The organism is Bradyrhizobium sp. SZCCHNRI3043 (assembly GCF_032377735.1).
Lineage (GTDB): Bacteria > Pseudomonadota > Alphaproteobacteria > Rhizobiales > Xanthobacteraceae > Bradyrhizobium.
This window is the reverse complement of sequence record NZ_JAUHID010000001.1, coordinates 1-26,269: the sequence shown is the minus strand read 5'-3', so window position 1 is coordinate 26,269 and position 26,269 is coordinate 1. Positions and strand designations below refer to the sequence as shown.

At 64.6% G+C, this 26,269-nt stretch carries 22 protein-coding genes and 1 pseudogene; 8 read left to right on the top strand and 15 right to left on the bottom strand.

Annotated elements, in window-relative coordinates; translation table 11 throughout:
* The first annotated feature begins 206 nt into the window (after positions 1 to 206).
* On the top strand, positions 207 to 689 hold the full coding sequence (gene greA / locus QX124_RS00115) for a transcription elongation factor GreA (RefSeq protein WP_315795608.1): 483 nt from the start codon (positions 207 to 209) through the stop codon (positions 687 to 689).
* Between the two features lie 28 nt (positions 690 to 717).
* Positions 718 to 1,182 (top strand): metallophosphoesterase family protein, encoded by a 465-nt coding sequence (locus tag QX124_RS00110; RefSeq protein ID WP_315795607.1) that lies wholly within the window; start codon positions 718 to 720, stop codon positions 1,180 to 1,182.
* A 58-nt stretch (positions 1,183 to 1,240) separates the two neighbouring features.
* Here QX124_RS00110 and QX124_RS00105 read toward each other — a convergent pair whose 3' ends face one another.
* On the bottom strand, positions 1,241 to 3,589 hold the full coding sequence (locus QX124_RS00105; protein WP_315795606.1) for a phosphocholine-specific phospholipase C: 2,349 nt from the start codon (positions 3,587 to 3,589) through the stop codon (positions 1,241 to 1,243).
* Positions 3,590 to 3,800: 211 nt separating this feature from the next.
* On the opposite strand from QX124_RS00105, the gene QX124_RS00100 reads away from it, so the two are divergent.
* A complete protein-coding gene (locus QX124_RS00100) occupies positions 3,801 to 4,631 on the top strand; it encodes a MurR/RpiR family transcriptional regulator (RefSeq protein WP_315795605.1) in 831 nt (276 codons plus the stop codon).
* A gap of 62 nt (positions 4,632 to 4,693) precedes the next feature.
* Here QX124_RS00100 and QX124_RS00095 read toward each other — a convergent pair whose 3' ends face one another.
* A complete protein-coding gene (locus QX124_RS00095; protein ID WP_315795604.1) occupies positions 4,694 to 7,327 on the bottom strand; it encodes a TIGR02302 family protein in 2,634 nt (877 codons plus the stop codon).
* A gap of 1,127 nt (positions 7,328 to 8,454) precedes the next feature.
* Between QX124_RS00095 and QX124_RS00090 the strand changes: the two genes are divergently transcribed.
* Both QX124_RS00090 and QX124_RS00085 read left to right on the top strand, forming a co-directional pair.
* A complete protein-coding gene (locus QX124_RS00090; RefSeq protein ID WP_315795602.1) occupies positions 8,455 to 9,402 on the top strand; it encodes a hypothetical protein in 948 nt (315 codons plus the stop codon).
* Positions 9,399 to 12,230 carry a DEAD/DEAH box helicase gene (locus QX124_RS00085; protein WP_315795601.1) on the top strand — a complete coding sequence of 944 codons (2,832 nt, stop codon included), beginning with the start codon at positions 9,399 to 9,401 and terminating at the stop codon, positions 12,228 to 12,230. Before QX124_RS00090 ends, QX124_RS00085 begins: the two co-directional genes overlap by 4 nt.
* Before the next feature lie 902 nt (positions 12,231 to 13,132).
* Here QX124_RS00085 and QX124_RS00080 read toward each other — a convergent pair.
* Positions 13,133 to 13,243: pseudogene (locus tag QX124_RS00080) on the bottom strand (diaminopimelate decarboxylase); the annotation flags it as partial.
* A gap of 237 nt (positions 13,244 to 13,480) precedes the next feature.
* On the opposite strand from QX124_RS00080, the gene QX124_RS00075 reads away from it, so the two are divergent.
* Positions 13,481 to 13,843: an NUDIX domain-containing protein gene (locus QX124_RS00075; RefSeq protein WP_315795600.1), complete on the top strand. Its 363-nt coding sequence runs from the start codon at positions 13,481 to 13,483 to the stop codon at positions 13,841 to 13,843.
* Positions 13,844 to 14,005: 162 nt separating this feature from the next.
* On the opposite strand, the gene QX124_RS00070 is transcribed toward QX124_RS00075, so the two are convergent.
* The 4 genes from QX124_RS00070 to argH all read right to left on the bottom strand — a co-directional run bounded on the left by QX124_RS00070 (position 14,006) and on the right by argH (position 18,056).
* Positions 14,006 to 14,506 (bottom strand): hypothetical protein, encoded by a 501-nt coding sequence (locus tag QX124_RS00070; protein ID WP_315795599.1) that lies wholly within the window; start codon positions 14,504 to 14,506, stop codon positions 14,006 to 14,008.
* 175 nt (positions 14,507 to 14,681) lie between these two features.
* Positions 14,682 to 15,947 carry a diaminopimelate decarboxylase gene (gene lysA, locus QX124_RS00065; protein ID WP_315795598.1) on the bottom strand — a complete coding sequence of 422 codons (1,266 nt, stop codon included), beginning with the start codon at positions 15,945 to 15,947 and terminating at the stop codon, positions 14,682 to 14,684.
* Between the two features lie 340 nt (positions 15,948 to 16,287).
* Positions 16,288 to 16,581, bottom strand: coding sequence for an LPS translocon maturation chaperone LptM (gene lptM, locus QX124_RS00060; protein ID WP_315777787.1), 294 nt, complete (start codon positions 16,579 to 16,581; stop codon positions 16,288 to 16,290).
* 83 nt (positions 16,582 to 16,664) lie between these two features.
* On the bottom strand, positions 16,665 to 18,056 hold the full coding sequence (gene argH, locus QX124_RS00055) for an argininosuccinate lyase (RefSeq protein ID WP_315795597.1): 1,392 nt from the start codon (positions 18,054 to 18,056) through the stop codon (positions 16,665 to 16,667).
* A 101-nt stretch (positions 18,057 to 18,157) separates the two neighbouring features.
* Here argH and tlpA point away from each other — a divergent pair, with 101 nt between their 5' ends.
* Complete coding sequence (gene tlpA, locus QX124_RS00050; RefSeq protein ID WP_315795595.1) at positions 18,158 to 18,847, top strand: thiol:disulfide interchange protein TlpA; 690 nt, start codon at positions 18,158 to 18,160, stop codon at positions 18,845 to 18,847.
* A gap of 9 nt (positions 18,848 to 18,856) precedes the next feature.
* Here the strand turns inward: tlpA and QX124_RS00045 are convergent, their stop codons facing one another.
* The 6 genes from QX124_RS00045 to QX124_RS00020 form a co-directional block, all read right to left on the bottom strand.
* Positions 18,857 to 19,054, bottom strand: coding sequence for a putative motility protein (locus QX124_RS00045; protein ID WP_315736206.1), 198 nt, complete (start codon positions 19,052 to 19,054; stop codon positions 18,857 to 18,859).
* A gap of 79 nt (positions 19,055 to 19,133) precedes the next feature.
* Positions 19,134 to 20,012 (bottom strand): 3-hydroxybutyryl-CoA dehydrogenase, encoded by an 879-nt coding sequence (locus QX124_RS00040; RefSeq protein WP_315736205.1) that lies wholly within the window; start codon positions 20,010 to 20,012, stop codon positions 19,134 to 19,136.
* 99 nt (positions 20,013 to 20,111) lie between these two features.
* Complete coding sequence (locus QX124_RS00035) at positions 20,112 to 21,056, bottom strand: electron transfer flavoprotein subunit alpha/FixB family protein (RefSeq protein WP_315795594.1); 945 nt, start codon at positions 21,054 to 21,056, stop codon at positions 20,112 to 20,114.
* Positions 21,056 to 21,805, bottom strand: a complete 750-nt coding sequence (locus QX124_RS00030; RefSeq protein WP_315772759.1) for an electron transfer flavoprotein subunit beta/FixA family protein — start codon at positions 21,803 to 21,805, stop codon at positions 21,056 to 21,058. The genes QX124_RS00035 and QX124_RS00030 overlap by 1 nt, the downstream gene beginning before the upstream one ends.
* Before the next feature lie 118 nt (positions 21,806 to 21,923).
* Positions 21,924 to 22,496: a cob(I)yrinic acid a,c-diamide adenosyltransferase gene (locus QX124_RS00025; protein WP_315736202.1), complete on the bottom strand. Its 573-nt coding sequence runs from the start codon at positions 22,494 to 22,496 to the stop codon at positions 21,924 to 21,926.
* Between the two features lie 44 nt (positions 22,497 to 22,540).
* Entirely contained in the window at positions 22,541 to 22,735 is a 195-nt protein-coding gene (locus QX124_RS00020) for a twin transmembrane helix small protein (protein ID WP_015664263.1), read from the bottom strand.
* 131 nt (positions 22,736 to 22,866) lie between these two features.
* Between QX124_RS00020 and QX124_RS00015 the strand changes: the two genes are divergently transcribed.
* The gene (locus QX124_RS00015) at positions 22,867 to 23,760 is read left to right on the top strand and encodes a YihY/virulence factor BrkB family protein (RefSeq protein ID WP_315736201.1); all 894 of its coding nucleotides are present in this window, start codon (positions 22,867 to 22,869) and stop codon (positions 23,758 to 23,760) included.
* On the opposite strand, the gene QX124_RS00010 is transcribed toward QX124_RS00015, so the two are convergent.
* Positions 23,687 to 24,841 carry an ATP-binding protein gene (locus tag QX124_RS00010; RefSeq protein ID WP_409997661.1) on the bottom strand — a complete coding sequence of 385 codons (1,155 nt, stop codon included), beginning with the start codon at positions 24,839 to 24,841 and terminating at the stop codon, positions 23,687 to 23,689. The genes QX124_RS00015 and QX124_RS00010 overlap by 74 nt on opposite strands.
* Before the next feature lie 558 nt (positions 24,842 to 25,399).
* A partial coding sequence (gene gluQRS / locus QX124_RS00005; RefSeq protein WP_315795589.1) for a tRNA glutamyl-Q(34) synthetase GluQRS occupies positions 25,400 to 26,269 on the bottom strand: 870 nt, incomplete at its 5' end.

Genomic DNA, 26,269 nt, shown 5'->3' with positions numbered 1-26,269 from the left:
TTTCCTGATTGACGCCGGCCTTGACGACCGGCATTTTGATTTGTATGGTTCGGATTACGAACTATAGTTCGTATATTAGAATGCTCGTAGCCGCGTCTGTCAAGCGCGCTCGCACGCCGCATGCGCGCACGGCTTGAAATCTGCGCAGCCGGCATGATCTCTCCCTGAGGGCCGCGACATCTCGCGGCCTTTTTCAGGAGTCCGACGTGAGCGTCGCATTCACCAAGGAAGAGAGCGCCGAAACGGCCGCCGAAACGCAGCTGCCCGACCGGCCGGTCTCGCCGCATCCGAATCTCGTCACCGAGGCGGGACTCAAGGCGCTCGAGAGGCAGTTGCGCGAGGCGCAGGCGGCCTATGAAGCGGCGCAGGAAATCGAGGACGTGAATGAACGGCGACGGGAGTCGGCGCTGCCGCTGCGCGACGCGCGCTACTTTGCAGCGCGTGTCCGGACCGCGCAGGTGATGCCGGCGCCGACATCGACGGAGCAGATCGCGTTCGGCAGCACGGTGACGTTCAAGCGCGGCGACGGCCGCGTGCAGACCTACACGATCGTCGGCGAGGATGAGGCTGATCCGAAGCGCGGCATGATCTCGCACGTCTCGCCGGTGGCTCGCCTGCTGATGGGCAAGTCGGCCGGCGACGTCGTCGAGGTTACCGGACAAGAGCTGGAGATTCTCACGATCGCCTGAGGCGGTACCATCACGCCGGCAGGAAACGATGCTCAAAGTTGGAATCATCTCCGACACGCACGGGCTGCTGCGGCCGGAGGCAGTGCGATGTCTGTCGGGCGTCCATCACATCATCCACGCCGGCGATATCGGCCGGCACGAGATCGTTGACCGGCTTCGCCTGATCGCGCCGGTGACTGCGATCCGCGGCAACATCGACACGGCAGACTGGGCGAATGCATATCCTGCGACCGAGACCGTCAGGCTCGGCACGCATGCCGTCCATGTGGTGCACGACGTCCACGACCTCGCGATCGATTCTGCAACGTCGGGCATCGACATCGTCGTGTCTGGTCACTCGCATCGCGCGGGCATCGAGAGGCGCGACGGCGTGCTCTACCTGAATCCAGGCAGCGCAGGGCCGCGCCGCTTCAAGCTGCCGATCACGCTGGCGACGCTGAACATCTCCTCAGGCCAACTGTCACCCGCGATCCACGATCTCGGCAGCGCCTGAAGCAGAGCGAAAGGGCGCCCATGGGCGCCCTCCCCGAACCTCGTATGAGATGCATCGATCAGAAGCGATCGGCCAGCGCCATCCCGGGGTCGCTGAACGAGGGACGGCCGGTCTCGACGTGGCCGGCGACGCGGCGATAGAAGCTGTCGTCGGTGTCGCTGGTGACGACGAAGTCGTACCAATGGCCCGACTTGCGCAGTTGCCAGTACAGCTCGCCGTGGCGTCCGGGCGCGGATACCTTGACCGTCCACGACGTGGACGGACCGCCATGGCCCGGTCCGGGGAAGAAGGTCGGCGCGCCGAAGCCGAAGCCCGGAGCATCGAAGTCGGGAGCCGAGCGGAAACCCGGCACCGCGCCAAAACCCACCGGATGGAAGCCGGGCAGCGGACCGAAGCCGGGACACCGCGGCTCCAGCGCGGCCGAGACCGAGGCGGTGACGGCCTGCAGCGGCCCATAGATCTCGTTGGACTTCACCGTAAAGCTCACGCGGGCATGGCCGTCGTTGCGCAGCTGCATGTGCAGGCCGCCCTCGAAGACGTTGTAGCCGACGAAGATCTCGGGGTTGGCTGCATTCGACGGCCTGACCTTGTCGAGGTCGCCCTTGAAATGACGATGGAAGCCGTTCGGGCCGAGCACCCAGAGATCATACAGGCCGTCGCTGCCGACGCTCCATTCATCGTCGATCATCTTGCCGGCCTCGACGGTGTAGCGGCGCGGAATGAGATCGAGATGCTGCTTGTCGTAGACGTGGAACACGGCGCCGGCGAAGCCGGTGTTGGCGAACAGCAGCTTCACCTTGCCCGCGGCGGCGTCGACCTTGGCGGTGGCGTGCAGGATATAGGGCAGCGGACGTGAATAGCGCGCGCCGCTCTCCTGGAAAAGCGGCTGCGGCGTCGCGGGCGCAACCGGCGCCGGCAAGGTCTTTTGGTGCGCGTCCGAGGCCTGCCAGTTGCTCTGGTCGGGCAGCTCCGGGAAGCGCGGATCGTTCGGGCTGGCGAAGTCGAACGCCGAGGTCAGGTCGCCCGAGACGGCGCGGTGCCAGGGGCTGATGGCGTCGACCTTGATGCCGAAGCGCTTCTCGAGAAAGCGACCGATCGAGGTGTGGTCGAACACCTGCGAGTTGACCCAGCCGCCCTTGCTCCAAGGTGAAACGACATACATCGGCACCCGCGCGGAGAGGCCCCAGGGACGGATGTTGCCGCTGATGGTGTCGGTCGCGGTCAGCACGTTGCCGACGGTGTTGGAGAAATACTCGCCGTCGAGCGGCAAGGTCGCCTTGCCCATCAGCTTGCCGTTGATGTCATAGGACGGCACCGACGGTGCCGGCAGGTGATCGAAGAAGCCGTCATTCTCGTCGAAGGTCAGCAGGAAGACGGTCTGGCTCCAGACTTCGGGGTTGGCAGTCAGCGCCTCCAGAACCTGGTCGGTGAAATTGCCGGCGCGGGTCGGACTGCCGCCGCCGGGATGCTCGGAGTTGGCCTGGGTCGGCAGGATCCACGACACCTCCGGCAGCGTGCCTGCCATCACGTCCGCCTTCAGCCGGTCGAGATAGTCCGGACCGCCGGTCAGGCCGTGCACGTAGTTCGCATCGCCGGGCTGCGCGTGGCGGAAGCTGGAGAACGCGAGGCAGCCGTGCATCGCGCCGGTCCAGTTGTCGTTCATGTCCTGGTAGATGTGCCAGCTGACGCCGGCCTTGTTCAGCAGATCGGGCAGCGTGTCCCAATTGAAGTCGCTGCCGACATATTTGTAGGTCGCCTGCGGCTGCGGCTGGCCGGCGACCCAATTGTGCGGGTTCGGCCAGCAACGCAGATTGTTGGGCTCGGAATCGTTGGTCGTAGAGTTGATGCCCTGCGCGCGTAGCGCCGGATTGAAGTTGGAGCCGGACCAGAACACGATGCGGTTCGGGTCGGTGCCGGTGGTGATCGAGGCATGATAGGCGTCGCACAAGGTGAACGCCTCGGCGAGCGCGAACTGGAACGGGATGTCGTCGCGGCCGAAATAGCCCATCGCATAGGGCGTCTTGTACTTCGCCCAATAGCCCATCTTGCCCTGATTCCAGGCCGCCTGGCTGTCGCCGAAGGAGTGCGGCGTGCCGTAGCCGACCAGCGCGTTGGAGGTGGTGGAGTCGCGGTGATAGGGCGGAATCTCGCGGCTGCCGTCGGACTGGAACCAGACCGGCTTGCCGCTCTCCAGCGGGATCGGGAAGCGGTCGCCGAAGCCGCGGACGCCGCGCAACGTGCCGAAGTAGTGATCGAAGGAGCGGTTCTCCTGCATCAGGATGACGATGTGCTTGACGTCCTGAATGGTGCCGGTCCGGCGCCGTGCCGGAATGGCCAGCGCCTGGCGGATGCTGGCGAAGGCAGCCGCCGCCGTGGCGCCTGCCAAGAAATCGCGACGTGTTGTCATGCTGATACGACCTTTTGAAATCTTGAAGAACGTATTCAGGGTTGGCGGGGCGAGCCCGACCTGCTCCTGCGAACGTCGCTGGCGTATCAGCGCGACTTGACAGCGCTGTGAAATTTTTATTTACGAAATGAATCTGAATGAGATTTTCTCAGAATCGGGGCGCAGCGTGACGGGATCGACCTTTCGTTCTGGGCCGGGCGTGAACGGCATCTTGTTTCGTATTCGGGAGCTGCAGAACGAGCTGCCGCCGAAAGCGCGGCAGATCGCGGAGCTGGTCATCGCCCGGCCGGAGCCGTTTATCCACATGTCGATCACCGAGGTCGCGGAAGCCTGCGGCGTCAGCGAGGGCACGATCGTGTCGTTCTGCCGGCGGGTCGGGGTGCGGGGCTTCCAGGAGCTCAAGATCATGCTGGCGCGGGACCTGATCGAGCCGGTGCGGCTGATCCAGGAGGACCTGCATCGCGGCGATGATCCGGCGACGGTCACGGACCACATCTTCGCGGCGCATGCCGCCTCGCTGCAGGAGACGCGGCGGCTGCTGTCGATGGACGCGCTGGCGCAGGCGGCGAAGCTGCTGCGGCAGGCGCGGCGCGTCGAGATCTATGGCATCGGCAGTTCGGCGCCGATCGCGCAGGATCTGTCGTATCGCCTGCTGCAGCTCGGGCTGGCGGCCAATGCGGTCGTGGATTCGCATGTCCAGGCGGTCAGCGCCGGGATGACCGGGCCCGACGTCGCGACCGTCACGGTGTCGCATTCGGGCAGCACGGTCGAGACCGTGCTGGCGACGCGGCTGGCGCAGGCGGCGGGCGCGCGGACCATCGGCATCACCCGGCTCGGCAAGTCGCCGCTGGCGGCGCATTGCGAGGTGCTGCTCTACACCGTCGCCAACGAGACGCGCTATCGCCCGGAGGCGATGAGCAGCCGCGTCGCGCAGCTTGCGATCATCGACACGCTGGTCAGCTGCTGCGCCCTCACCGACACCGAACGCTCCGTCGACAGGCTGCAGCACGCGGCGCGCATCCTGTCGGAGAAACGCTACTGACCGACGCGGCCTCCGGTCAAAACGGTGAGCCACGGGCATGACCTCCCGTGGCCGCCCCATCCTCAATAGTCCTTCAGCAGCCGCTCGATGTAGTCGAGCTCGAGCTGCGGCCGCGACTGATCGCCGAGACGGCGGCGCAGCTCCTCGAGGATGCGGCGGACGCGCTGCACGTCGATCTCGCCCGGGATCTTCTGGGAGAAATCGTCGATGTCGCGGCCGGGATGCATCGGGCGTCCAAGCGGATCGGTCTGCTGCGCGCCCTGCTGGCGGCCGGCGCGCTGGCCGGGGCCGTCGCCGGGCTGGTCGCCGTCGCCCTGCTGCATCGCCTCGGCGAGGCTCTGTGCGCCCTTGCGCAGCGCGTCCAGCGCCTTGCCCTGCGATTCCACCGCGCCGTCGGCATTATTGTCGCCGAGCTGACTGCCGGCATCGCCCATCGCGCTGTCGGCGTCGTCGAGCCCGTCGCCGGAATCGCCCTGGTCGCCTTGATCACCGGGATCGCCCTGCTGACCCTGTTGCCCCTTCTGGCCTTTCTGACCCTTCTGGCCTTTTTCGCCCTTCTGGCCCATGCCGCGCTTGGCGAGCTGGTCCTGAAGCTGCTTGAGACGGTCGCGCAGCGCCTGTTGGTCCTGCTGCAGGTCGCCCATGCTCTGGTCCTGGTCGCCCTGCTGCTTGTTGCGGTTGCGGCGCGAATCCTGGCCCTGCTTGAAGGTCTTGTCGCGGAGCTGCTGCTGCTTGCGGATCATGTCGCCGAGCTCGTTGAGCGCCTGCTCCATGTCGTTGTCGCCGCCCTGGTTGGGCTGCGCCATCTGCAGGTTCTCCAGCATCTGCTGCAGCTGCTCGAGCAGCTCGCGTGCGCCCTCCTTGTCGCCCTGCCGCGACAGCCGCTCCATGCGGTCGATCATGTTCTGCAGGTCCTGCTGGCGCAGGATCTTGGTGTTCTGGTCGAGCGGCCGCTGCGCCATCTGCGGGTTGTTGCGCAGCTGCTCGGCGAGCTGGCGCATGTAGTTGTCCATCGCCTTGCGCAGATCCTCGGCGAGCTTCTTGATCTCCTCGTCGCTGGCGCCGCGCTCCAGCGCCTGCTTCAGCGCGTCCTGGGCCGCGCGCAGCGCCTTGTCGACGTCGGAGATGTTGCCGTCCTCGATGGTGACGGCCAGCGCCCACAGGCTCGCCACTACCTCGCGCAGCGCATCGTCGGTGCGCGCCGCTTCGAGCTGCCGCGTCACCGAGCGCAGGCCGAGATACTGGCCGGGCTCGGGCGTGAACAGCTCCGGCGCGATCGCCAGCGCGTCGAGCGCGGTGAACACGTCGCCGTTGCGGTTGCCGTCGAGCGCGAGGATCCGCCGCTGCTCGATCAGCGCCCGCGCCAGTGGCTTGGTGAACAGCCGCTCCGGCAGCCTGGTCTCGAACGGCTCGCTGGTGCCCTCGTTGCCGGCCTCGTCCTTGGCTGTCAGCGTGAGCGTGACGTCGGCGCCGGCGTAGGGGTCCTCGCTGAGATCCTTGACGGTCTGGCCGACGCCGTTGCGGGTGCGCGCGTTCGGCAGCACCAGCGGAAACTCCGGCGGCTGGAACAGCGGCCGCGCGGCGGGCGCGTCGGCCGTCTTGCTCTCGGCAGCCTTGCCTTCGACAGGCCGCGCGGTGACCCGGGCGCGGGCTTCGGTGACGCCGTAATCATCCTCGAGCTTGTAGGACAGCTTCAGCGAGCCGCGCGCCTGCCGCTCGGGGTCCTTGGCCATGCTGATGACCGGCGGCTTGTCCGGCGTCGCCGCGAACACCCATTGCGGTTGCCCTGCGGGCGCGCGGACGTGAACGGTGCCGTCGGTCTTGATCGTGTAGTGCTTCTCGGTGGTGCCCTTCGGCGCGGCTTCGCCGGCCGCGCCCTCGCCGGGCGCCGCCTCGGCGACGCCGCCGCCGGTGATGACATCGAGATTGCCGCCGCTGGAGCGCACGATCAGCGTCGAGCCCTGGGGCACCACGATCGGGCCGCTCGCCGGTACCGCGCCTTCCTTGTTGGCGGCGGACAGGATGATCGGCGGCTTCGCGGTGTAGAGCGGCGGCTTGATCCAGGCATCGACCCGGATCGTCACCGGCGTCATCACGCCGTTCCAGTCGAACGCCGAGGCCACCCGCAGCGCCCGCTCGTCACCGGCCGCGATAGAGGTCGCGACCAAGAGCACGATGACCAGCGCGCGCACCGCCCAGGGGTCGTGCAGCGACAGCCGCGGCCGCGGCGTGCCGGCGCGGATGCGCTTGATCGAGGCCAAGGTGCGCTCGCGCTGCGCCTGCCACAGCGCGTGCGCGATCGGATCCTTGGTGGTGAGCGTATCGGTGAGAGCGGTGGCGGGGCGATGGGCGATGCCCGAGCCGCGATCGAGCCGCGCCAGGCCCTCGTCGCGGGTCGGCCAGCGATAGCGCAGCATCGGCCCGGCGGCGCCGAGCAGCAGCAGCAGAAACAGCCCGACGCCGATCATGCGGACCGCGAACGGCAGGCCGAGCCAGAGGCCGGCCCAGGAGACGATCAGGAAAAGACCGACCACCGTGAGCAGCCGGGCGAGATGCGGCCAGCCGCGCTCCCAGGCGATGGCGAGACGCGCCCGCTTCAGCGCCTGCGCCAGCTTCAGCCGCGCCAGGCCATCCTGCGTCAGGCCATCGGGCGTGCTGCTTGCCGGCCCAGCCGGCTCGGGGGTGACACCGCTCAACAATCCCTCCAGGTTGCCCGGATGTTCAACCTAGCACAAAGGCAGCCGTGAGGCACCCGCTCTGCGGGGACTTTCCCGGCGCCGGCGGCGGTTCACACGGGAGTGTGACCGGCCGGGTTCCCGAAAAGCTACGGGGCATCCAGACGACAGCGGGGCATCCCGACGACATCGACATCCGAGTGTGACGCCCGCCGCACACCCCAAACCCCGTCATTGCGAGCGCAGCGAAGCAATCCAGGGCTCCGGGCGGGACTCTGGATTGCTTCGTCGCTGCGCTCCTCGCAATGACGTCGTGGCAAACGTCACGATGCACATGATCAAACACTCCGCGGAGGAAATCATTAGCAAAACGAGCAACGTCGTTCTCGCGACGCATCCGGCGCCCGAGTGATACCCGACATCTCACCCTCATCAGACAGAGGGCGCAGGGAAGACCGGGCGCCGGCCGGCGCCCATGGTCCGCGTGCAACAAAAAGCACGCGGCAGAACCACAGGCTCAGCCGAGATCACCCGGCCTTCCCTGCGCGATGGTGTTACGACTTATACGCGCTCTTCCCGGGGACCGGCTTGTTGGCCCCGTCGCGGACGACACGTCATCGCCCACTTGGCATCAGCACCGGGATGCCAGAACCACGCGACTTCCTCGTCGCACCGGGGTCGTTCGTCCGCGCGAGCAAGCCCACGCTGCGTCCCAATGCGCCCACCGCATCCCGCACCCGACGTCCGTGACGATCGCGAAGCGCCCCCTCAGCGGGACGGGATGCGGGAGAGTAGAGCATGATTTCGGATAAAGCGCAATAAAATATTTCGTACGACGGCTGAACATCTATGTTCGCGAAAGCGAGCCTCTCAGATTATGACCGTATTCACCCGCTTTCCCGGCCGGCTTAGACGGTCCCAATTGACCGGCCGGAGATCTATAAATCGAACCGGGAAATGGCGACCGGCGCGAGCTGGCTTCGAGCAACAAGCAGCTTTGGCAAGGCATACGCGCCGGTATCCGAAGACGTGGCAAGTCTGCACGTTTCAAAAGTGTCTATCTTGCGTACAGCCAGACGTTGAGAGATGATGGCCGTTGGGAGGCGGCGCTCAGCTGATGGAAGACTGTTGCTGCCGGCAAATGGGCAATGCTTTCTTTTTGGACGCCCGAAGATTTCCGATCAAAAGTAGTTGAGCTCGATGGTCTGAACGATCATTGGGAACCGGTTATCCACGACTCGCGTGAATTAGCGCTCCCAAAGTGCCAACGCGGCTCGCAAAATGCGGACTTTTGGGACCCTCTGCCCGCTACCCCCAAGGCAGTGAATTCAATCTCACGCGAGCGGGAGCCGAATTGGTTTGATTATGTCGAACTTCCCCTCTTTAAGGCGCGGGCTTTCGAGCATCCATTTGGGCCACCTCGGGAGCAGGATCGCGCCGAAAGCTTGCATGCTCGAAGGGCTCGATGGCTCTTGAGTTTGCTTGATGTACCCTCGTCAATTGATCGACGAACATTTCTGGGCAAATTCAACGAGCTATTTGAGCACTTCAACCACCCGAACACGTTTCGCGCAGTGTCGGACCTTGCTTTAAACGGCGCTTCTGCTGACGACATACTCACCGCATTTTACCTAAAGCTGGCATGGGCTGAATGCCCAAAATTCTGGAGCATTCGTCAATCTCGGTCTCGAGCTCCATTCATCCCTCAGAATGGACAAACGATGCTCACTTGGACCAGGGCCGTGCGCCTGAGCATTCTGTCTAAGGGGCTTCCGGCCGAGTGTATCATTCAAGACGACTGGTACGAGGATTGGCTTGTCATTCCATTCGGCGATCCAGCGTTTTGGCTCTTCATTGACTACGTTACTCTCCGATTGGAGGCGTTCGCCGCAGGAGCACTTGAGCTCCCCAATGAGCTTACACGAAAGAACGTGCGCGGCCTTTCGTTGCCAAGCTTTGGAGGAAATTCACTTGATGGCACGCTTTTGGGAAGCACCTCGCGAACCGGCCAACTCATTCGTTTAACGACAGATGCTTGGGGGTTCTCCTGTTTGACCGACAAAGTTTCCGAGGCAGCCGCTGGAAAATTGGAATGAATGAACTGACTCCCATTGAAGGGGCTTGGGTTTGCAAGCGCTCGAATCCGGATGAAATTGGCGTCGTTGTGGCGATACGGGAGACGCCAAATCGAACGACAATCGAGGCAGACTTTGGTCCTAAGGGAAAAATTACACTGGACCAAGACGAGTGGGGATGTGGGCTACAGATCGGACATTGCGTCCAAGATGTACCGCTCTCCGGCGTAAGGGAGACGTTGGGCGCCGGCACGGTGCTCCACGTTCGAGAGTTGGCGACGCGCTTCCAAGTATTGGTTCAGCTTCACGCTACTGGACGGTCGATCTGGTTGCCATTTGAACGGTTGCGCAGGATCATGGATCCCGAGCTTCTCTACAGGCGCGCTGGACCCATCGCCGAGCGGGGCGCCGAACGATTTTCGCTGAACATCATTGCGCACGCACTAAGCAAATGGAACGAAGCGACCGGCGCACTCGATCGGCTGGATGTCGATCCGCTCCCGCATCAAATATCACTGGTACATCGCATTGTGAATTCGGGCCAGACGAACTGGCTTATTGCAGACGACGTGGGCTTGGGAAAAACCATCGAAGTCGGGTTGCTCCTAGCCGCACTTGAGCGGCGGCAAAATCTCCGGCGAATCCTATTTGTTGTTCCATCGGGTCTGACGCGACAGTGGAAGGAGGAAATGCTCGCGAAGTTCGACCGTCGTTTCCTCATCTTCGGTACAGATTTCCGCATCTCCGATCACAAGGAGTGGGGCCTTTTCGAAAGGGTCATTGTGTCTCTTGACCTGGCGAAACCACGTCAACCTGACGACGACGGCACAAACGATTCGACCCCATTCGGAATGATGCTGGCGGCAGGGGTGTGGGATTTGATCGTCTTCGATGAAGCCCATCGATTGGCACGAGATGACAGAGGTCGGTCGACGCTCCGATATAAGCTGGCGCAGGCCTTGCGAGCGAAGACCGACAGGCTCATCCTGCTGACCGGCACCCCGCACCAGGGCGACACTGGAAAGTTTCGTAACCTGCTGACGCTCGTTCGGCCGGACTTAGGTGCAGCGATAGATGAGATTGAGACGGAGCCAGACGTCGTTCAAGAGATAGTGCTCCGAAACCGGAAGATCGATGCGGTAGATCTCGACGGCAGCTTTCTGTTCAAGGGGGTGATCGTCAGGCGCGCCACCATCGATCACGACCCCGAGTTTGAGACATTAGAGCGCCAGCTTCAAGACTACCTTCGGATGGGATACCGAGCTGGAGATACACTGGGCGGTGCTGAGGGCCGCGCAATAGGTTTCGTCATGACCATCTACCGAAAGATGGCGTCGTCATCGATAGCTGCGCTGTACATTGCGTTGAAAAACAGGCTTGAGCGGCTAACTGCACAAAATGACGCTGAGGACCTACCATATCCGCCGCCGGACGATGAGGAACTCGACGGAGACGACCAACTGGAGGAACGATCGCGCGGGCCAGGACGAACGCCATTCTTCGAGACGGAGACCCAGTCTTTGCGAGACCTAATGGCGAAGGCCGCCGAAGCAATGAGGAACGACAAGAAGGGCGACGCCTTAGTTTCACTGGTTTGCGACATCGTAATCGCGCAAAAGAAGAAAGTGCTTATATTCACGGAATATCGATCCACTCAAGCATATCTCATTTATCGGCTAAAGTCCGTCGTCGGCGAGAAGCCGGAGATCATCAACGGCGGTATGACAGTGGAAGAAAAGAGAAACGCCATCAGGGCATTCGAAAACGAAAATTCAATTTTGATCTCAACTGAGGCGGGCGGCGAGGGCCTCAATCTGCACAAGGACTGCCACATACTCATCAACTACGATTTGCCGTGGAATCCCTCGCGCATTTCCCAACGCATAGGGCGCCTCTATCGCTACGGCCAAAAGCAAAAAGTCGTCGTTATAAACTTCCTTGCCCGCGACACGATTGACAACGAAATCGTCTCCATTTTGTTTGATCGGCTCGACGTTATAGTCAGAGAGATGGCGACCGTGGGGTCTGAGTTTGATGAACGCTATGCCGCCGACATTTTGGGAGAACTGTTAGATCGGATCGATATTTCGATGCTTTTGGAGGAGGCCCAGGGTGGCCGAGTTGACCGTACTCAAGATCGGATAGACGACGCCCTGAATCAGGCGAAGCAAGCAAAACTGATCCAAGATGACATTTTAAGCTTCGCTACGTCCACGGGGTCTCCTGACCTGGAATCCTTGGGACAATACACGACGGTCGATGTCGCGACATTTATAAAGCGAGCGGCTCGGTTCTTTGAGATCGAAGTTGAGGAAAGTGGCGACCAAGAGCGCTTCACTATGCGGCTCCCCGCTCACATGAAAGGTAGATTTGCAGAGTTCGGAGGCAGAACGGTTGTAAGCGCAACAACTCGTCGGGCGGCATGGCGTCCGGGCGACCAGATCCTAATCGACTTTTCAACCGAGTTTCTGAAGTGGCTCGTCGATAACGTTACAGCGGAACAATTTAACGGAAGCTATTCGGTGATCGCTAGACGCGAAACTGCCGAGTTCGTTGCGGCGTTTCTGGCTAGATTCCAAAATGACCAGGGCCATACGTTAAGCGAAAAGTTAATCGTGCTGACGCAGGATCCGGGGGCCCTTCCCGTAGTGAACACAAGCATCGTCGGAAAGCTACTATCCTCGCCTAGCGAGGATGCCGCACCGCGGCTACGCGATCCTGTTGAGCGGAAGCGGCAGATGGACCTTGCTCGGGACCATGCCGAACTCCTGATGGCTCAGGAACTGACGCGGTTTAAGCATCCGAACGATCTGGTCACTCTCGCGGCTGGTGAATTTTCGTCCTCCTGAGGAACTTCGTCGGGACAAACCGGGAAATAGTTATTGTATTCGTCGAACGTCATGAAGAGATCGCTCCAGACACAAGCAGATGCCATCTGTGTCGCCAACCTCTTGTAGATCGGCGTGGTCGCCCCTCGATACGTTCTGCAATTACGTGACAGCGCACTTTACTTCTGCGTTCGTCGCCTAGGCCGAATTGGTCGCGCTGTGGCCGTACTACTTTCGGGGACTTTCGTCTCAGAAGAAAGACTTAAAAAGCTGGAACACGGCACCAACGTATTCGCGTCCCTGCCAAACCATGAGCAGGGCCATAGCGAGTCCGCCAATGGGCTTCACGTACAGAGTGAAGGCTAACGGTCGCCGGATAGCTTCAACTGCTCTGACTCCCTTCGCGGCTATGCTGAAGCGGCCGAGTTTGATATTTAGCTCCGGTTGCTGACTCACGACATAGCTCTCCATTGACGTTGAGAGAACCCTGTCGAATCAACAGAGGTATGGAGGCATAGATTCGCAGCACGCGCAACGCACCGCACGACCTCTATTCCCGGGTTGTTGAAACCTGTGGGCAGTTCAGGCATGACGCCGCTCTCCATTAGGGAACCTGGAGAGCTGGCGATCGGAGGATGAATGTTTGTGGCCAGCATCGAAATGGCCGTCAAGCGAAAGCTGGCCTTCTAAACACCAGGAAGTATCAGGAAATATCAGGAGCATTTGTCGGGCACTAGGCGCCCGCTCACGCGCACGTGATGAAGCGGAGCTGCGACTCGCAAGGTCGACGATGAGATCGATCGCGCCGGCTGCCGCGATCGACCAGTCAGCATGTGCGGCTACACGAATCTACTTAAAGCCAACCACCAACCTGCAAATAGCCCTCACAGCCACGGCGCCGGCGTATCCATCGCGATCAGTTGCTACACCTCGATCCTTGGCCGGATCACGGCGGACTGGTCGCCCTTGACTAGCACCTCGGGGACCAGGGCGCGGGTGTTGTAGGTGCAGGCCTGAACGGCGCCGTAGGCGGGAATTACGGTGACGCTGCACTTTTCTCGGCTCGTTTTGGATGGATGTGACGCGGACAGGCAGTCAAGTGCACCACAGCAGAATGACGAGATCCGACAGTTGAGCGCACCCAGACCTCCGAAACTGCCAAGGCCTCCCAGATCAATTCTGCTACGATCTGCCTCAGCGACGAAATGGATTCGGCGGCCAGCACATGGCGATGAACGAGCCTCGATTGGGCTGCGGTGTTGTGATCGTTGATGGCGGGGCGATCCTGCTCGTCCAGCGCCTTCGCGACCCGGAGGCCGGCCTGCTGGGGCCTGCCGGGCGGCAAGGTCGACTGGCTGGAGCCGGTGGAGGACGCCGTCAGGCGTGAGACGAGAGAGGAGCTCGACATCGCGCTTGGCGATCTCAGGCTGATCTGCGTGGTCGACCAGATCGACCGGCTGAGGGGCGAACATTGGGTTGCGCCGGTCTATCTCGCCTCGGGCTTCAAGGGTGAGCCGAGGCTGATCGAACCCGACAAGCACGCCGCGTTCGGCTGGTTCGCCTTGCACGAGCTTCCGAATCCACTCACTCTGGCAACGCAGCAGGCCGTGCAGGCCCTGTCCGGCGAGCGCTGAGTCGGGGACTGCGCAACAGTGCCCTCAAGTCCTGGGTCCCGCTGTCATGCTCCGCGAAGGCGGAGCATCCAGTACACCGCGCGGAAGATATTGAACCGAGACGTCACGGCGTACTGGATCGTCCGCTTTCGCGGACGATGACCGCGAGGGTCTACATGTTCATCAATTGTCGATAGCAACGATTTCAAAGCTGGGCGCGGCTTTGGAGAGCACGTCCATGCATCCCCATCCGGTGATGAAACGGTAGTGACGAGCGGGATGGAAATTCACTTTCCAAGCCTCCGATTGCGTCGCCGCAAACACGGCCCCCTCCACCCGGTAGGCGAAATGACGCGAGACCAGACCTTCCGTCTCAGTATCCTGCTCGGTACTGAGCGGAAATTCGTCCACAAGACGAACGATGGTGGCGTCGTTGAAGCGAACGCGGACAACATGGCCCGAGATGCCGGGAAGAATGAAGTCTGCCGAAAGACTGCCCGGACGCCAGTTGATTGCGATCAGATCGCTCTCATCACAAGCAAAGGCCACGCCCGCATCTATCGGAAAATACTTGGGCACATCTGCTCCGGTGACCTCGTCGCGCAGGAACCATATCCTAACATTTTGCCAAATGTCTGCTATGGCCCTGCTGTCTGGCGGGCCGCAGGCATCCGTCAGCCACACGCTTCACAAAGCTCACGGCAGACGAACTCGGCACCGCCTGCGGTCGACTGGCCGCCTCACCCGGAGCGCAGCCAGCATGCCGGACGACGTGGATGGCCGGGACAAGCCCGGCCATGACGATGTGAAGACAGATGAGCGCAATAGCGTGCGTGAGCTCCCTGGGCGACAGCTTATCTCACAACCACGGCGCCGGCGTATCCATCGCGATCAGTTGCTCGACCTCGATCCGCGGCCGGATCACCGCGGACTGGTCGCCCTTGACCAGCACCTCGGGCACCAGCGCGCGGGTGTTGTAGGTGCAGGCCTGCACGGCGCCGTAGGCGCCTGATGTCATGATGGCGAGGAGGTCGCCCGGCTTGGGCTCGGGCAGCGTGCGGTCGAGCGCGAGGTAGTCGCCGCTCTCGCAGACCGGGCCGACGACGTCGGCGACGAACGACGGCGCACCCGGCGCCGGCTGGATCACCGGCAGGATGTCGTGATGGGCCTCGTAGAGCGTCGGGCGGATCAGGTCGTTCATCGCGGCGTCGATGATGACGAAGTTCTTGGCCTCGCCATGCTTCACGTAGATCACCTTGGCAACGAGGATGCCGGCATTGCCGACGATCATGCGGCCGGGCTCGAACATCAGGGTGCAGCCAAGATTGTGCGAGACGCGCTTGACCATGGCGGCATATTCGGCCGGCTCCGGCGGCACCGCGCGGTCCATGTGATAGGGGATGCCGAGGCCGCCGCCGAAATCGACATGGGAGATGTCGTGGCCGTCGGCGCGCAGCGTCTGCACGAACTCGGTCAGGATGCGGAACGCGGTCTCCATGGGGCCGAGATCGGTGATCTGGCTGCCGATATGGACGTCGACGCCGGTGACCTTGATGCCCGGCATCTTGGCCGCGCGGGCGTAGACGCGGCGGGCGTGCTCCAGGGGAATGCCGAACTTGTTCTCCGACTTGCCGGTCGAGATTTTTGCGTGGGTGCCGGCATCGACATCGGGGTTGACGCGCACGGAGATGCGGGCGGTGTGGCCGGTCTCCTGGGCGAGGCGCGCCAGCAGATCGAGCTCCGGCTCGGACTCGATGTTGAGGCAGTGGATGTCGGCCGCGAGCGCGGCGCGCAGCTCGGCCTCGGTCTTGCCGACGCCGGAGAACACGATCTTGCGCGAGGGGATGCCGGCCGCCAGCGCGCGCTTCAATTCACCGCCGGAGACGACGTCGGCGCCGGCGCCGAGATGGGCCAGGGTGCGCAGCACCGACTGGTTGGAGTTGGCCTTCATCGCGTAGCAGATCAGCACGTCCTGGCCGGTGAAGGCCTCGGCGAACACGCGGTAGTGCCGCTCCAGCGTGGCGGTGGAGTAGCAGTAGAACGGCGTGCCGACGGTGGCGGCGAGCGCGGCGAGATTGACGGCCTCGGCGTGCAGCACGCCGTCGCGGTAGTCGAAATGATTCATGGGTCTGATCCGCGCACGGGGCCGCGAGAAGGTTGATTGTGGCGGCGAATTGCCGGGAAATGAGCCGGAATGTCAATTGAAGCTGCCGTCCTCGCCGAGGCACAGATGCCGCGCCGTCCGGGCCTCATGGTTCGAGACGCGCCGCGCGCGGCGCTCCTCACCATGAGGGTGGAGATCTCGCCGGGGGCCAGGTCGCGCCACAAGTTCAGTCCTCGTCCTGAGGAGCCCGCCGGAGGCGGGCGTCTCGAAGGACGGTGGCGGCCTAGGTGCCTGCGCAGGCGTCGGTCGGATGCGATCTCCCCCGGAGAAGGGGTGGTGCCCGTCGCGGGCGCGTCAGCCGCTATTTGCTGTCGAGCAGCGGGTCGAGGATGAAGGGTTTCTTCTGGCCACGGGTGGCGGCGGGGGCGGCGTCGGCGCCGTAGCCGGAGTTGAACAGGCCGGGCTTGTTCGCGGCTTCCGTCGCGGTGTCGGCGGGAGCGGCCGACATCTGCGGCGCCGGCGGGGAGTTGGCCGGCAGGTCCAACGGGCCCTTGCGCCCGCAGGCGGCGAGCAGAAGGGCTGCGGCGCCCATGACCAGGAGGGCGCGGGCTACGGACAGCGGACGGCGACTGCGATTCACGTGTGAGATCCCCATGCGGGCGGCACCATACAGAGATTGCCCCGATGTGGCGAGTGCCGGAGAGCCACGCCACGCCGGTCAAATTTCAGACAGCAGCCCTACTTTCGCTGTTTTTCCAGCCGCTTCAGCCAGCTCTTGGCCTGCGCGGCCACGTTCTTCGGCGCGGTGCCGCCGTAGCTGGTGCGGCTCTTCACGGAGGACTCGACCGAGAGCACGCCGAGCACCTCGGCTGATATCTTCGGCTCGACCTCCTGCATCGCCTTCAGCGGCAGCTCGTGCAGGGCGACGCCCTGCTTGGCGGCGAGCGCGACGATGCGCCCTGTGACGTGATGGGCCTCGCGGAACGGCATCTTCAGCGTGCGCACCAGCCAGTCGGCGAGGTCGGTCGCGGTGGCGTAGCCCTCGCCAGCCGCGGCCTTCATCCGCGCCTCGTCGGGCACGAGGTCGAGCGCCATGCCGGTCATGGCGCGGATCGCGAGCGACAGCGCCGCGAACGCCTCCATCGCGCCCTGCTTATCCTCCTGCATGTCCTTCTGGTAGGCGAGCGGCAGGCCCTTCATCACGATCAGCAGCCCGTTCAGCGCGCCGATGACGCGGCCGGTCTTGGCCCGCACCAGCTCGGCGGCGTCCGGATTGCGCTTCTGCGGCATGATCGAGGAGCCGGTGGTGAACTTGTCCGACAGCTTGATCAGGCCGACCAAAGGCGAGGTCCAGATCACGATCTCCTCGGCGAAGCGCGACAGGTGCACGGCGCAGATCGAGGCGGCCGATAGGGTCTCCAGCACGAAATCGCGGTCGGACACGGCGTCCAGCGAATTGGCCATCGGGCGCTCGAAGCCGAGCGCCTCGGCGGTGGCGTGGCGGTCGATCGGGAACGAGGTGCCGGCCAGCGCGGCGGCGCCCAGCGGCGATTCATTGAGGCGCTTGCGGGCGTCGAGGAAGCGGCCGCGGTCGCGCCCGGCCATCTCGACATAGGCCAGCAGGTGGTGGCCGAAGGTGACGGGCTGGGCGGTCTGCAGATGGGTGAAGCCGGGCATGACCGTGCCGGCGTAATCGAGCGCGCGGGTCGCGAGCGCATGCTGGTAGGCGGCCAGCGCGGCGTCGATGTCGTCGATGGTGTCGCGCACGAACAGGCGGAAGTCGGTTGCAACCTGGTCGTTGCGCGAGCGCGCGGTGTGCAGGCGGCCTGCGGCCGGGCCGATCAGCTCGCTGAGCCGGCTCTCGACATTCATGTGAATGTCTTCCAGCGCCCGCTTGAACTGGAACGAACCCTTGGTGATCTCTGACAGAATCGTGTCTAGACCCTTGCCGATATTTTTCGCATCAGTCGCGGTGATGATGCCCTGGGCGGCGAGCATCGCGGCGTGCGCCTTGGAAGCGGCAATGTCCTGTGCGTAGAGATGGCGATCGACGTCGATCGAGACGTTGATGTCCTCCATGATCGCGTCGGGACGCTCCGAGAACCGTCCGCCCCACATCTTGTTGCTCATGCCTGAACCGCTCTTAAGACCTTGCTGACCGCCATGGGATGGGACACACCGTCCGGCGCCGCCCCGAAACTCGCGCTCCTGATAGCCGCAACCGACCCGAGATGACAAACGATAAGCCTGACCCGTCCCCTGCCCGCCCCGCCCGCTCGCGCCGGACGCTGCTCGCGGCCAGTGCCGTCGCGGTCGTCGCCGCGGCTGGCATCGCCGCGGTGGCCTTTGGCGGATTGCTGAAGGGACGGCCGTCGGGCGACCAGGCGTGCCAGGCGGCGGTCGCCACCGCCAAGCGGATCGCGCCGCTGATCAAGGGCGAGGTGGCCGCGCTGACGGCTGCGACGGCGCCGCTGCGGCTGCCGGATCTGGCGTTCGAGGACAGCTCGGGGGCGCCGAAGAAGCTGTCGGATTTCCGCGGCAAGACGGTGTTATTGAACCTCTGGGCGACATGGTGCGTGCCGTGCCGCAAGGAGATGCCGGCGCTGGACTCGCTGCAGGCCAGGCTCGGCGGCGACGATTTCCAGGTGGTCGCGGTCAACATCGACACCCGCGATCCGGAGAAGCCGAAGGCGTTCCTCAGCGACGCCAAGCTGACGCAGCTCGCCTATTTCAGCGACCAGAAGGCCAAGGTGTTCCAGGACCTGAAGGCGGTCGGCCGCGCGCTGGGCATGCCGACCTCGGTGCTGGTGGATTCGAATGGCTGCGAGATCGCGACCATCGCGGGGCCGGCCGAATGGGACAGCGCCGACGCGGTCAAGCTGATCCAGGCGGCGACGGCGAAGGCCGCCGCGGGGCTGTGATCGGTGATATCAGGCGGCGATGTTGAGGTTGCCGCCGACGCCGGGGCCGGCATTGGCGAGCGACAGCGTCTGCTGCGCGCCGCCGAGCAGCGTCATCACCGCGTCCTTCTGGGCGTTCAGGTTCTGCTTCATCACGGACGTCGCGACCTGCTGCTGAATCGCACCCGTCTGCTGCGCCATGACCGCAGCCACCAAGCTCATATCCATACGCGCTTACCTCTCTGGGGCACACGCTAGCCGAGGAGGCTTAACGAAGCGTAGCGAGGGAGCCGCGGTGGCGGGAAATCTAGCGCGTCGGCACCGGCTTGGGGCCGCGATAGTCGTAGAAACCGCGCTGCGTCTTGCGGCCGAGCCAGCCGGCCTCGACATATTTCACCAGCAGCGGACAGGGCCGGTATTTGGAATCCGCCAGCCCCTCGTGCAGCACCTGCATGATGGACAGACAGGTATCGAGGCCGATGAAATCGGCAAGCTCCAGCGGGCCCATCGGGTGATGCGCGCCGAGCTTCATCGCCGCATCGATCGCCTCGACGTTGCCGACGCCCTCATACAGCGTGTAGATCGCCTCGTTGATCATCGGCAGCAGCACGCGGTTGACGATGAAGGCCGGAAAATCCTCGGAGACGGCGACCTGCTTGCCGAGCCGTCCGACGAACTCCTTGGCGGCCTCGAAGGTGGCGTCGTCGGTGGCGATGCCGCGGATCAGCTCCACCAGCTCCATCAGCGGAACCGGGTTCATGAAATGGATGCCGATGAAGCGCTCGGGGCGGTCGGTGCAGGCGGCGAGCCGGGTGATCGAGATCGACGAGGTGTTGGAGGCGATGATCGCCTCCGGCTTCAGCACCGCGCACAGATCGTGGAAGATCTTGCGCTTGACGTCCTCCTTCTCGATCGCCGTCTCGATGACGAGATCGCAATCGGCCAGGCCGTCGAGGGTTTCGGTGATCGAGATGTGGCCGAGCGCCTGATTGCGGGCCTCCTCGGAGATGACCTTCTTGGCCACCTGACGGGTCAGGTTGCCGTTGATGGTGGCCATGCCCGACTTCAACCGGTCGGCAGTGACGTCGTTGAGCACCACGTCGAGCCCGGCCAGCGCGGCGACATGCGCGATGCCGTTGCCCATCTGTCCTGCGCCGATCACACCGAGCTTGTTGATCTGAGCCATGTTGTCATCCACCCGGACGGCACGCCTGCTGCGCCCGTCCATGCCCTTGGAAGTGAGAACACCGGCCGCCGCGGTCCCATGCGGCCGGTGTCAGCAGCGTTATTTGCCGAGCTTGGCGAGCGCCTCGGTCAGCTCGGGAACGGCCTGATAGAGATCCGCAACCAGGCCGTAATCGGCGACCTGGAAGATCGGCGCGTCCTCGTCCTTGTTGATCGCGACGATCACCTTGGAGTCCTTCATGCCGGCCAGATGCTGAATGGCGCCTGAAATGCCGACCGCGACATAGAGCTCCGGCGCCACGACCTTGCCGGTCTGGCCGACCTGCCAGTCGTTCGGCGCGTAGCCGGCGTCGACCGCAGCGCGCGAGGCGCCGACGCCGGCGCCGAGCTTGTCGGCGAGCGGCTCGATGTACTTGGCGAAGTTCTCACGGCTCTGCATCGCGCGGCCGCCGGAGACGATGATCTTGGCCGAGGTCAGCTCGGGACGGTCGCTCTTGGCGACCTCCTCGCCGACGAAGGTCGACAGCGCCGGATCGCCGGCCGCCGCCACCGTCTCGACCGCGGCGCTACCGCCCTCGCCGGCCGCGGCGAAGGTCGAGGTGCGCACGGTGATGACCTTCTTGGCGTCCTTCGACTTCACGGTCTGGATCGCGTTGCCGGCATAGATCGGCCGCTCGAACGTGTCGGGCGCGACGACCTTGATGATCTCCGACACCTGCATCACGTCGAGCAGGGCGGCGATGCGCGGCATCACATTCTTGAAGCGCGAGGTCGCCGGGGCTACGATCGCGTCGTAGTTGGCGGCGAGCTTGACGACGAGGTCGGCGAGCGGCTCGGCGAGATCATGCGCGTAGGCCGCGTCGTCGGCGAGCAGCACCTTCTTGACCCCGGCGAGCTTGGCGGCGGCTTCGGCCGCGCCCTTCGCGCCCTGGCCCGCGACCAGCACGTCGACATCGGCGCCGAGGGCAGTGGCCGCCGTCAGCGCCTTGTTGGTCGCGTCCTTGATCCCGGCATTGTCGTGTTCGGCAATCAGCAGCGTGGCCATCAGAGCACCCCCGCCTCGGTCTTGAGTTTGTTGACGAGCTCGGCGACGTCCTTGACCTTGACGCCGGCCTTGCGGCCCGCCGGCTCGGTGGTCTTGAGCACCTCGAGCCGCGGCGTGAGATCGACGCCGGCGTCGGCGGCGGTCTTCTCGGCGATCGGCTTCTTCTTCGCCTTCATGATGTTCGGCAGCGACGCATAGCGCGGCTCGTTGAGGCGCAGGTCGGTGGTGACGATCGCCGGCCCCTTCAGCTTCACGGTCTGCAGGCCGCCATCGACCTCGCGGGTGACCTTGAAGTCGGAGCCGTCGACCTCGAGCTTGGAGGCGAAGGTCGCCTGCGCCCAGCCGAGCAACGCCGCCAGCATCTGGCCGGTCTGGTTCGAGTCGTCGTCGATCGCCTGCTTGCCGAGGATGATCAGGCCCGGCTGCTCCTCCTGGGCGACGGCCTTGAGGATCTTGGCGACCGCCAGCGGTTCCACGTTGCCCTCGGCCTTGACCAGGATGCCGCGGTCCGCGCCCATCGCGAGCGCCGTGCGGATCGTCTCCGAGGCCTGCGCGGGGCCGATCGAGACCACCACCACCTCGGTCGCCTTGCCGGCTTCCTTCAGCCGCAGCGCTTCCTCGACGGCGATCTCGTCGAACGGATTCATCGACATCTTGACGTTGGCGAGCTCAACGCCCGATCCGTCGCTCTTGACGCGGACCTTGACGTTGTAATCGACCACCCGCTTGACCGGCACCAGAACCTTCATCGATCCTCTTTCGCTCTAAATTGTCCGGGGTTGACCTTTCGGGCGCGGAACCTAAAGCCCCCATCCCCCCCGGTCAACGCGCGACGGGCGAAAAAACGCAGGCCCGCACGCCGCCGGGTTAACGGTTTTGCCCGGGCACCCACAACACGTCGCCGGCGCCGTTCCGGTTCGCGGCCCGGCTCGCCACGAACAGGAAATCCGACAACCGGTTCATATAACGAATGGCGGCCTCGCTGACCGGCTCGTCGGGCTTGCCGGCGAGCTCCGTCATGATCCGTTCCGCCCTGCGGCAAATGGTACGCGCCACATGCAGATGCGCCGCCGCCGCGGTTCCCCCGGGCAGCACGAACGACGTCAGCGGCGAGAGCCGTTCGTTCAGCGTATCGATGTCACGCTCCAGGCGGTCGACCTGGCTGGCGACGACGCGCAGCCGCTCCGCCTTGCCCTCGCGCTGCGGCACGGCCAGATCGGCGCCGAGGTCGAACAGATCGTTCTGGATCAGGCCGAGCATCGCATCGATCTCGGGCGCATCGGCCAGATGCAGCCGGACCACGCCGATCGCAGCGTTGGTCTCGTCGACGGTTCCATAGGCGGAGACGCGCAGATCGTACTTGGGACGGCGCTCGCCATTGCCGAGCGCGGTCGTGCCGTCGTCACCGGTCCGCGTGTAGATGCGATTCAGGACCACCATGCTGCTTCTCAACGTCCGTTTCTCGACGCCTCGGCGTCTCGGTCTCAGCGCCCCATCGCCCAGATCGCCGCCATGGCAATGACGACCGCGACGAACTGCAGGATCACCCGCCAGCGCATCAGCTTCTGCGACAGGTTCGGCGAGCCGCCGCGCGTCATGTTGACGAGGCCGAGAAACAGCACAAGGGCGACCGCGCCGACGGCGATGGGAAGGATGAATTTACCGAGAAGTGAAGCCATCGGGGCTAGATAACACCGCAGACGCAAGAGCGCCATGGCGGATCCGCGCGGCCGGCGCTGCAACTTCTGGCTTTTGGACCCGTAATATCGGATTGTACAAACCAAGTTTCTTTTGCGGAGTGCAGGGACAGGTGAAGGCGCTTCGCTACATCTTCCACGTCGTCATGGACGCGTTCTACACCTTCCTCGCCGACGACGGCTGGGCGATCGCCAGCCATATCGCGCTGTCGACCCTGATGGCGCTGTTTCCGTTCCTGATCGTCCTGACCTCGCTCGCCGGCTTTCTCGGCTCCAAAGACCTGGCCGACCAGGCCGCCACCCTGATGCTCGAGACCTGGCCGGCGCAGGTCGCGGATGCGCTGACCGGCGAGATCCACGACGTGCTGACCACGACCCGGACCGATGCGCTGACCATCGGCGCCGTGCTCGCGGTCTACTTCGCCTCGAATGGCGTCGAGGCGCTGCGGGTCGCGCTCAACCGCGCCTATGGCGTGATCGAGCAGCGCCGCTGGTACTGGCTGCGGCTGGAATCGATCGGCTACACCCTGGTCGCCGCGTTCACGGCGCTGGCGATGTCGTTCCTGATCGTGCTCGGCCCGCTGATGCTGGCCACCGCCCGGCGCTATTTGCCGCTGGCGGTCGAAGCCAACGAGCGCTTCGTCAACCTGTCGCGCTACGGCATCACCATCAGCGCGCTGATCGTCGCGCTGTTCATCCTGCACGCCTGGCTGCCGGCGGGCCGGCGCAGCTTCATGCAGATCGTGCCCGGCATCGTCTTCACCTTCGTCGCCTCGCTGGTATCGGGCATCGTGTTCGGCCAGTATCTGGCGCGCTTCGCCAACAACTACGTCACGATGTATGCGGGGCTCGCGTCGGTGATCATCGCGCTGGTGTTCCTGTATTTCATCGCCGCGATCTTCGTGTATGGCGGCGAGTTGAACGCCTCGATCATCAAGTCGCGGCTGCCGCGCGGCGTGTCGCTCCAAGAAGCGCAGTCGCTAGAGCCCGCGGCGAAACGGGCTTGAGCAGGAACGCGTCCGCGCCGGCAGCGCGCGAGGCCGCCTCGTCCTCGCCGCGTCCGGACACGCCGATGATCGGGATAGTCCCGTGGGGCGCGTCCAGCTTGCGAATGCGAGCAATCGCCTCGACGCCGTTGATGCCGGGCAGCACCATGTCCATCAGCACCGCATCGTAATTGCCGGCCGCGATCCGCTCCGGCGCCGCCTCGCCGCGGCCGATGAACTCGGCCTGGTGGCCGAGCTCGTTGAGGATGGTGTTGAGCACCACGCGGCCGAACGGATTGTCCTCGACCCCGAGGATGCGCAACGGCCTTGTCGGCGCCAGGGTCACGCCATTCTCCGATCCGCCCGCCGCGGTGTGCGGCGCGGCCGCAACGGTCAGCGTCACGGTCAGCGTGAAGGTCGTGCCGCCGCCTTCATGCGGCGCCACGGCGACGTCGCCCCCCATCGCGCGCGCCAGCTGCCGGACCGAGGACAGACCGAGGCCGGCGCCGCCGAAGCGCGAGGCGATCGAGACATTGGCTTGGCTGAACGGGCGGAACAGCCGCTTGATCTCCTTCAGGGTCAGGCCGATGCCCGAATCCGAGACGTGGAAGGCGATCGCGGCGCGGCCCCTGCTCGCGCCTCGGCCTGCGCCCGTGCTCGGCTTGCCGCGACCGCCGCGACGTGCGGGAACGACCTCCAGCGCGACGCCGCCCTGCTCGGTGAACTTCACCGCATTGTCGATCAGGTTCTCCAGCGCAGCACGCAGCCGCACGGGATCGCCGAACACAAGTCCCGGCAAGTCGTCGGAGACGTGGACCTTGACATCCAGCCCCTTGGCGGCGGCGCGGCCCGACAGCGAGTCTCCGGCGGCCCGCGCCAGCACGCGCAGATCGAACAGATCCTCACGCAGCAGCGCGCCGGCGGTCTCGTCCTTGGCGGCATCGACGAACAGGGTGGCGAGGCTCGACAGATGCTCCGCGCCGGCCTTGATCGTATCGACCCAGCGCCGCTCGCGCTCGCCGAGCTCGGAGGTGGCAAGCAGGTCGCTGATGGCGAGAATGCCTGTCAGCGGCGTGCGCACCTCATGGGCGAACACCGCCAGCGCGGCTTCGACGACCCCTGGTGATCCGGCGCCAGCCCTGGGCACAGACTTCGCGGCTTCGGGCTTCCTCACTCCGGACTTGGCCGCGCTTCGCCGGCTCCCCGCCATCGCCGTGACCTGAGGAACGTGCTTCTTGAGCGGTCGCGCCTTGGCGCGCTCCTTGGCCGGCGCCGCCTTCGCGGCCTTGGTCTTCGGCGGTTGTGTCTTCGGCGTTTGTGCTGCGGACGACGGCATCCTCACAGATGTCGTCCTGGAGGACGCCTTTTCAGCGGGCGCTCTGGACGCGCCGGCGGGCCTGGGCGCAGCCGGCTTGGCCGGTCGGGCCCGACGCCCCGTACTCATCTTCCGAACGCGCTTCATCATGGCCCCTGTGACATGAACTCCGAAAAACGAAGGGGCACTTGTACTGTCATGTCTCGTCGTGCCGCTTTCGATTGAAGCTCCCGATTACCCGCGCCATTGAGCAGCATGGCACGGTCGTTTCCGGGTGTCACGATGCCCCGGAGGTTGTCCCCGCCGGAAACATTCGGAGATATCAGGGCTGCGGACAGGACACGGCTAGACCATGCCGATCCTGTGTCGGATTTCCGTCGGCGAGACGCCTTCCGCGCGCAAGGCGCGCAATCCCGTCGCCTGGGTGGACTTGGACAGCTTGCGGCCCTGCGCGTCGCGAATCAGTTGGTGATGCCGATAGGCCGGGGCCGGCAGGCCGAGCAGGACCTGCAGCAGCCGGTGGACGCTCGTGGCATGAAACAGGTCCTGTCCACGCACCACCTCCGTCACCCCCTGCAGGGCATCGTCGAGCACGACGGAGAGGTGATAGCTGGTCGGCGTCTCCTTGCGCGCCAGAATCACATCCCCCCAGGCCTCCGGCCTTGCTTCGACCCTGCCACTCTCGCCCGAAGGCCCGGCGCCGTGCTCGTCCCAGGCCGCCCGGCCCGCGCGCGCGACCGCGGCGGCCATGTCGAGCCGCAAGGCATAGGGCGCGCCGCCGGCCATCAGTGCCGCACGGCGCGCTCCGGAGAGCGAGGTCGCGGTCCCCGGATAGAGCGGCGCGCCATCCGGATCGCGCGGCCACCTCCCCTCTGCATCCCGTTGCGCGACCATCCGCGCGACCTCGGCCCGGCTCTCGAAGCTCGGATAGACCAGCCCCATGCCCTGCAGCCGCTCCAGCGCAGCGCGGTACTCGGCGAGGTGCTCCGATTGCCGCCGCACCGGCTGCTCCCAGGCGATGCCGAGCCAGGCGAGATCCTCGTAGATCGCCTGCTCGAACTCGGGGCGGCAGCGGGTCGGGTCGATGTCCTCGATGCGCAGCAGCAAGCGGCCGCCGCTCTGCTGCGCGCATTGGAAGTTCAACAGCGCCGAAAAAGCGTGGCCGAGATGCAGATAGCCGTTCGGGCTGGGGGCGAATCGGAAAACGGGTGGCAT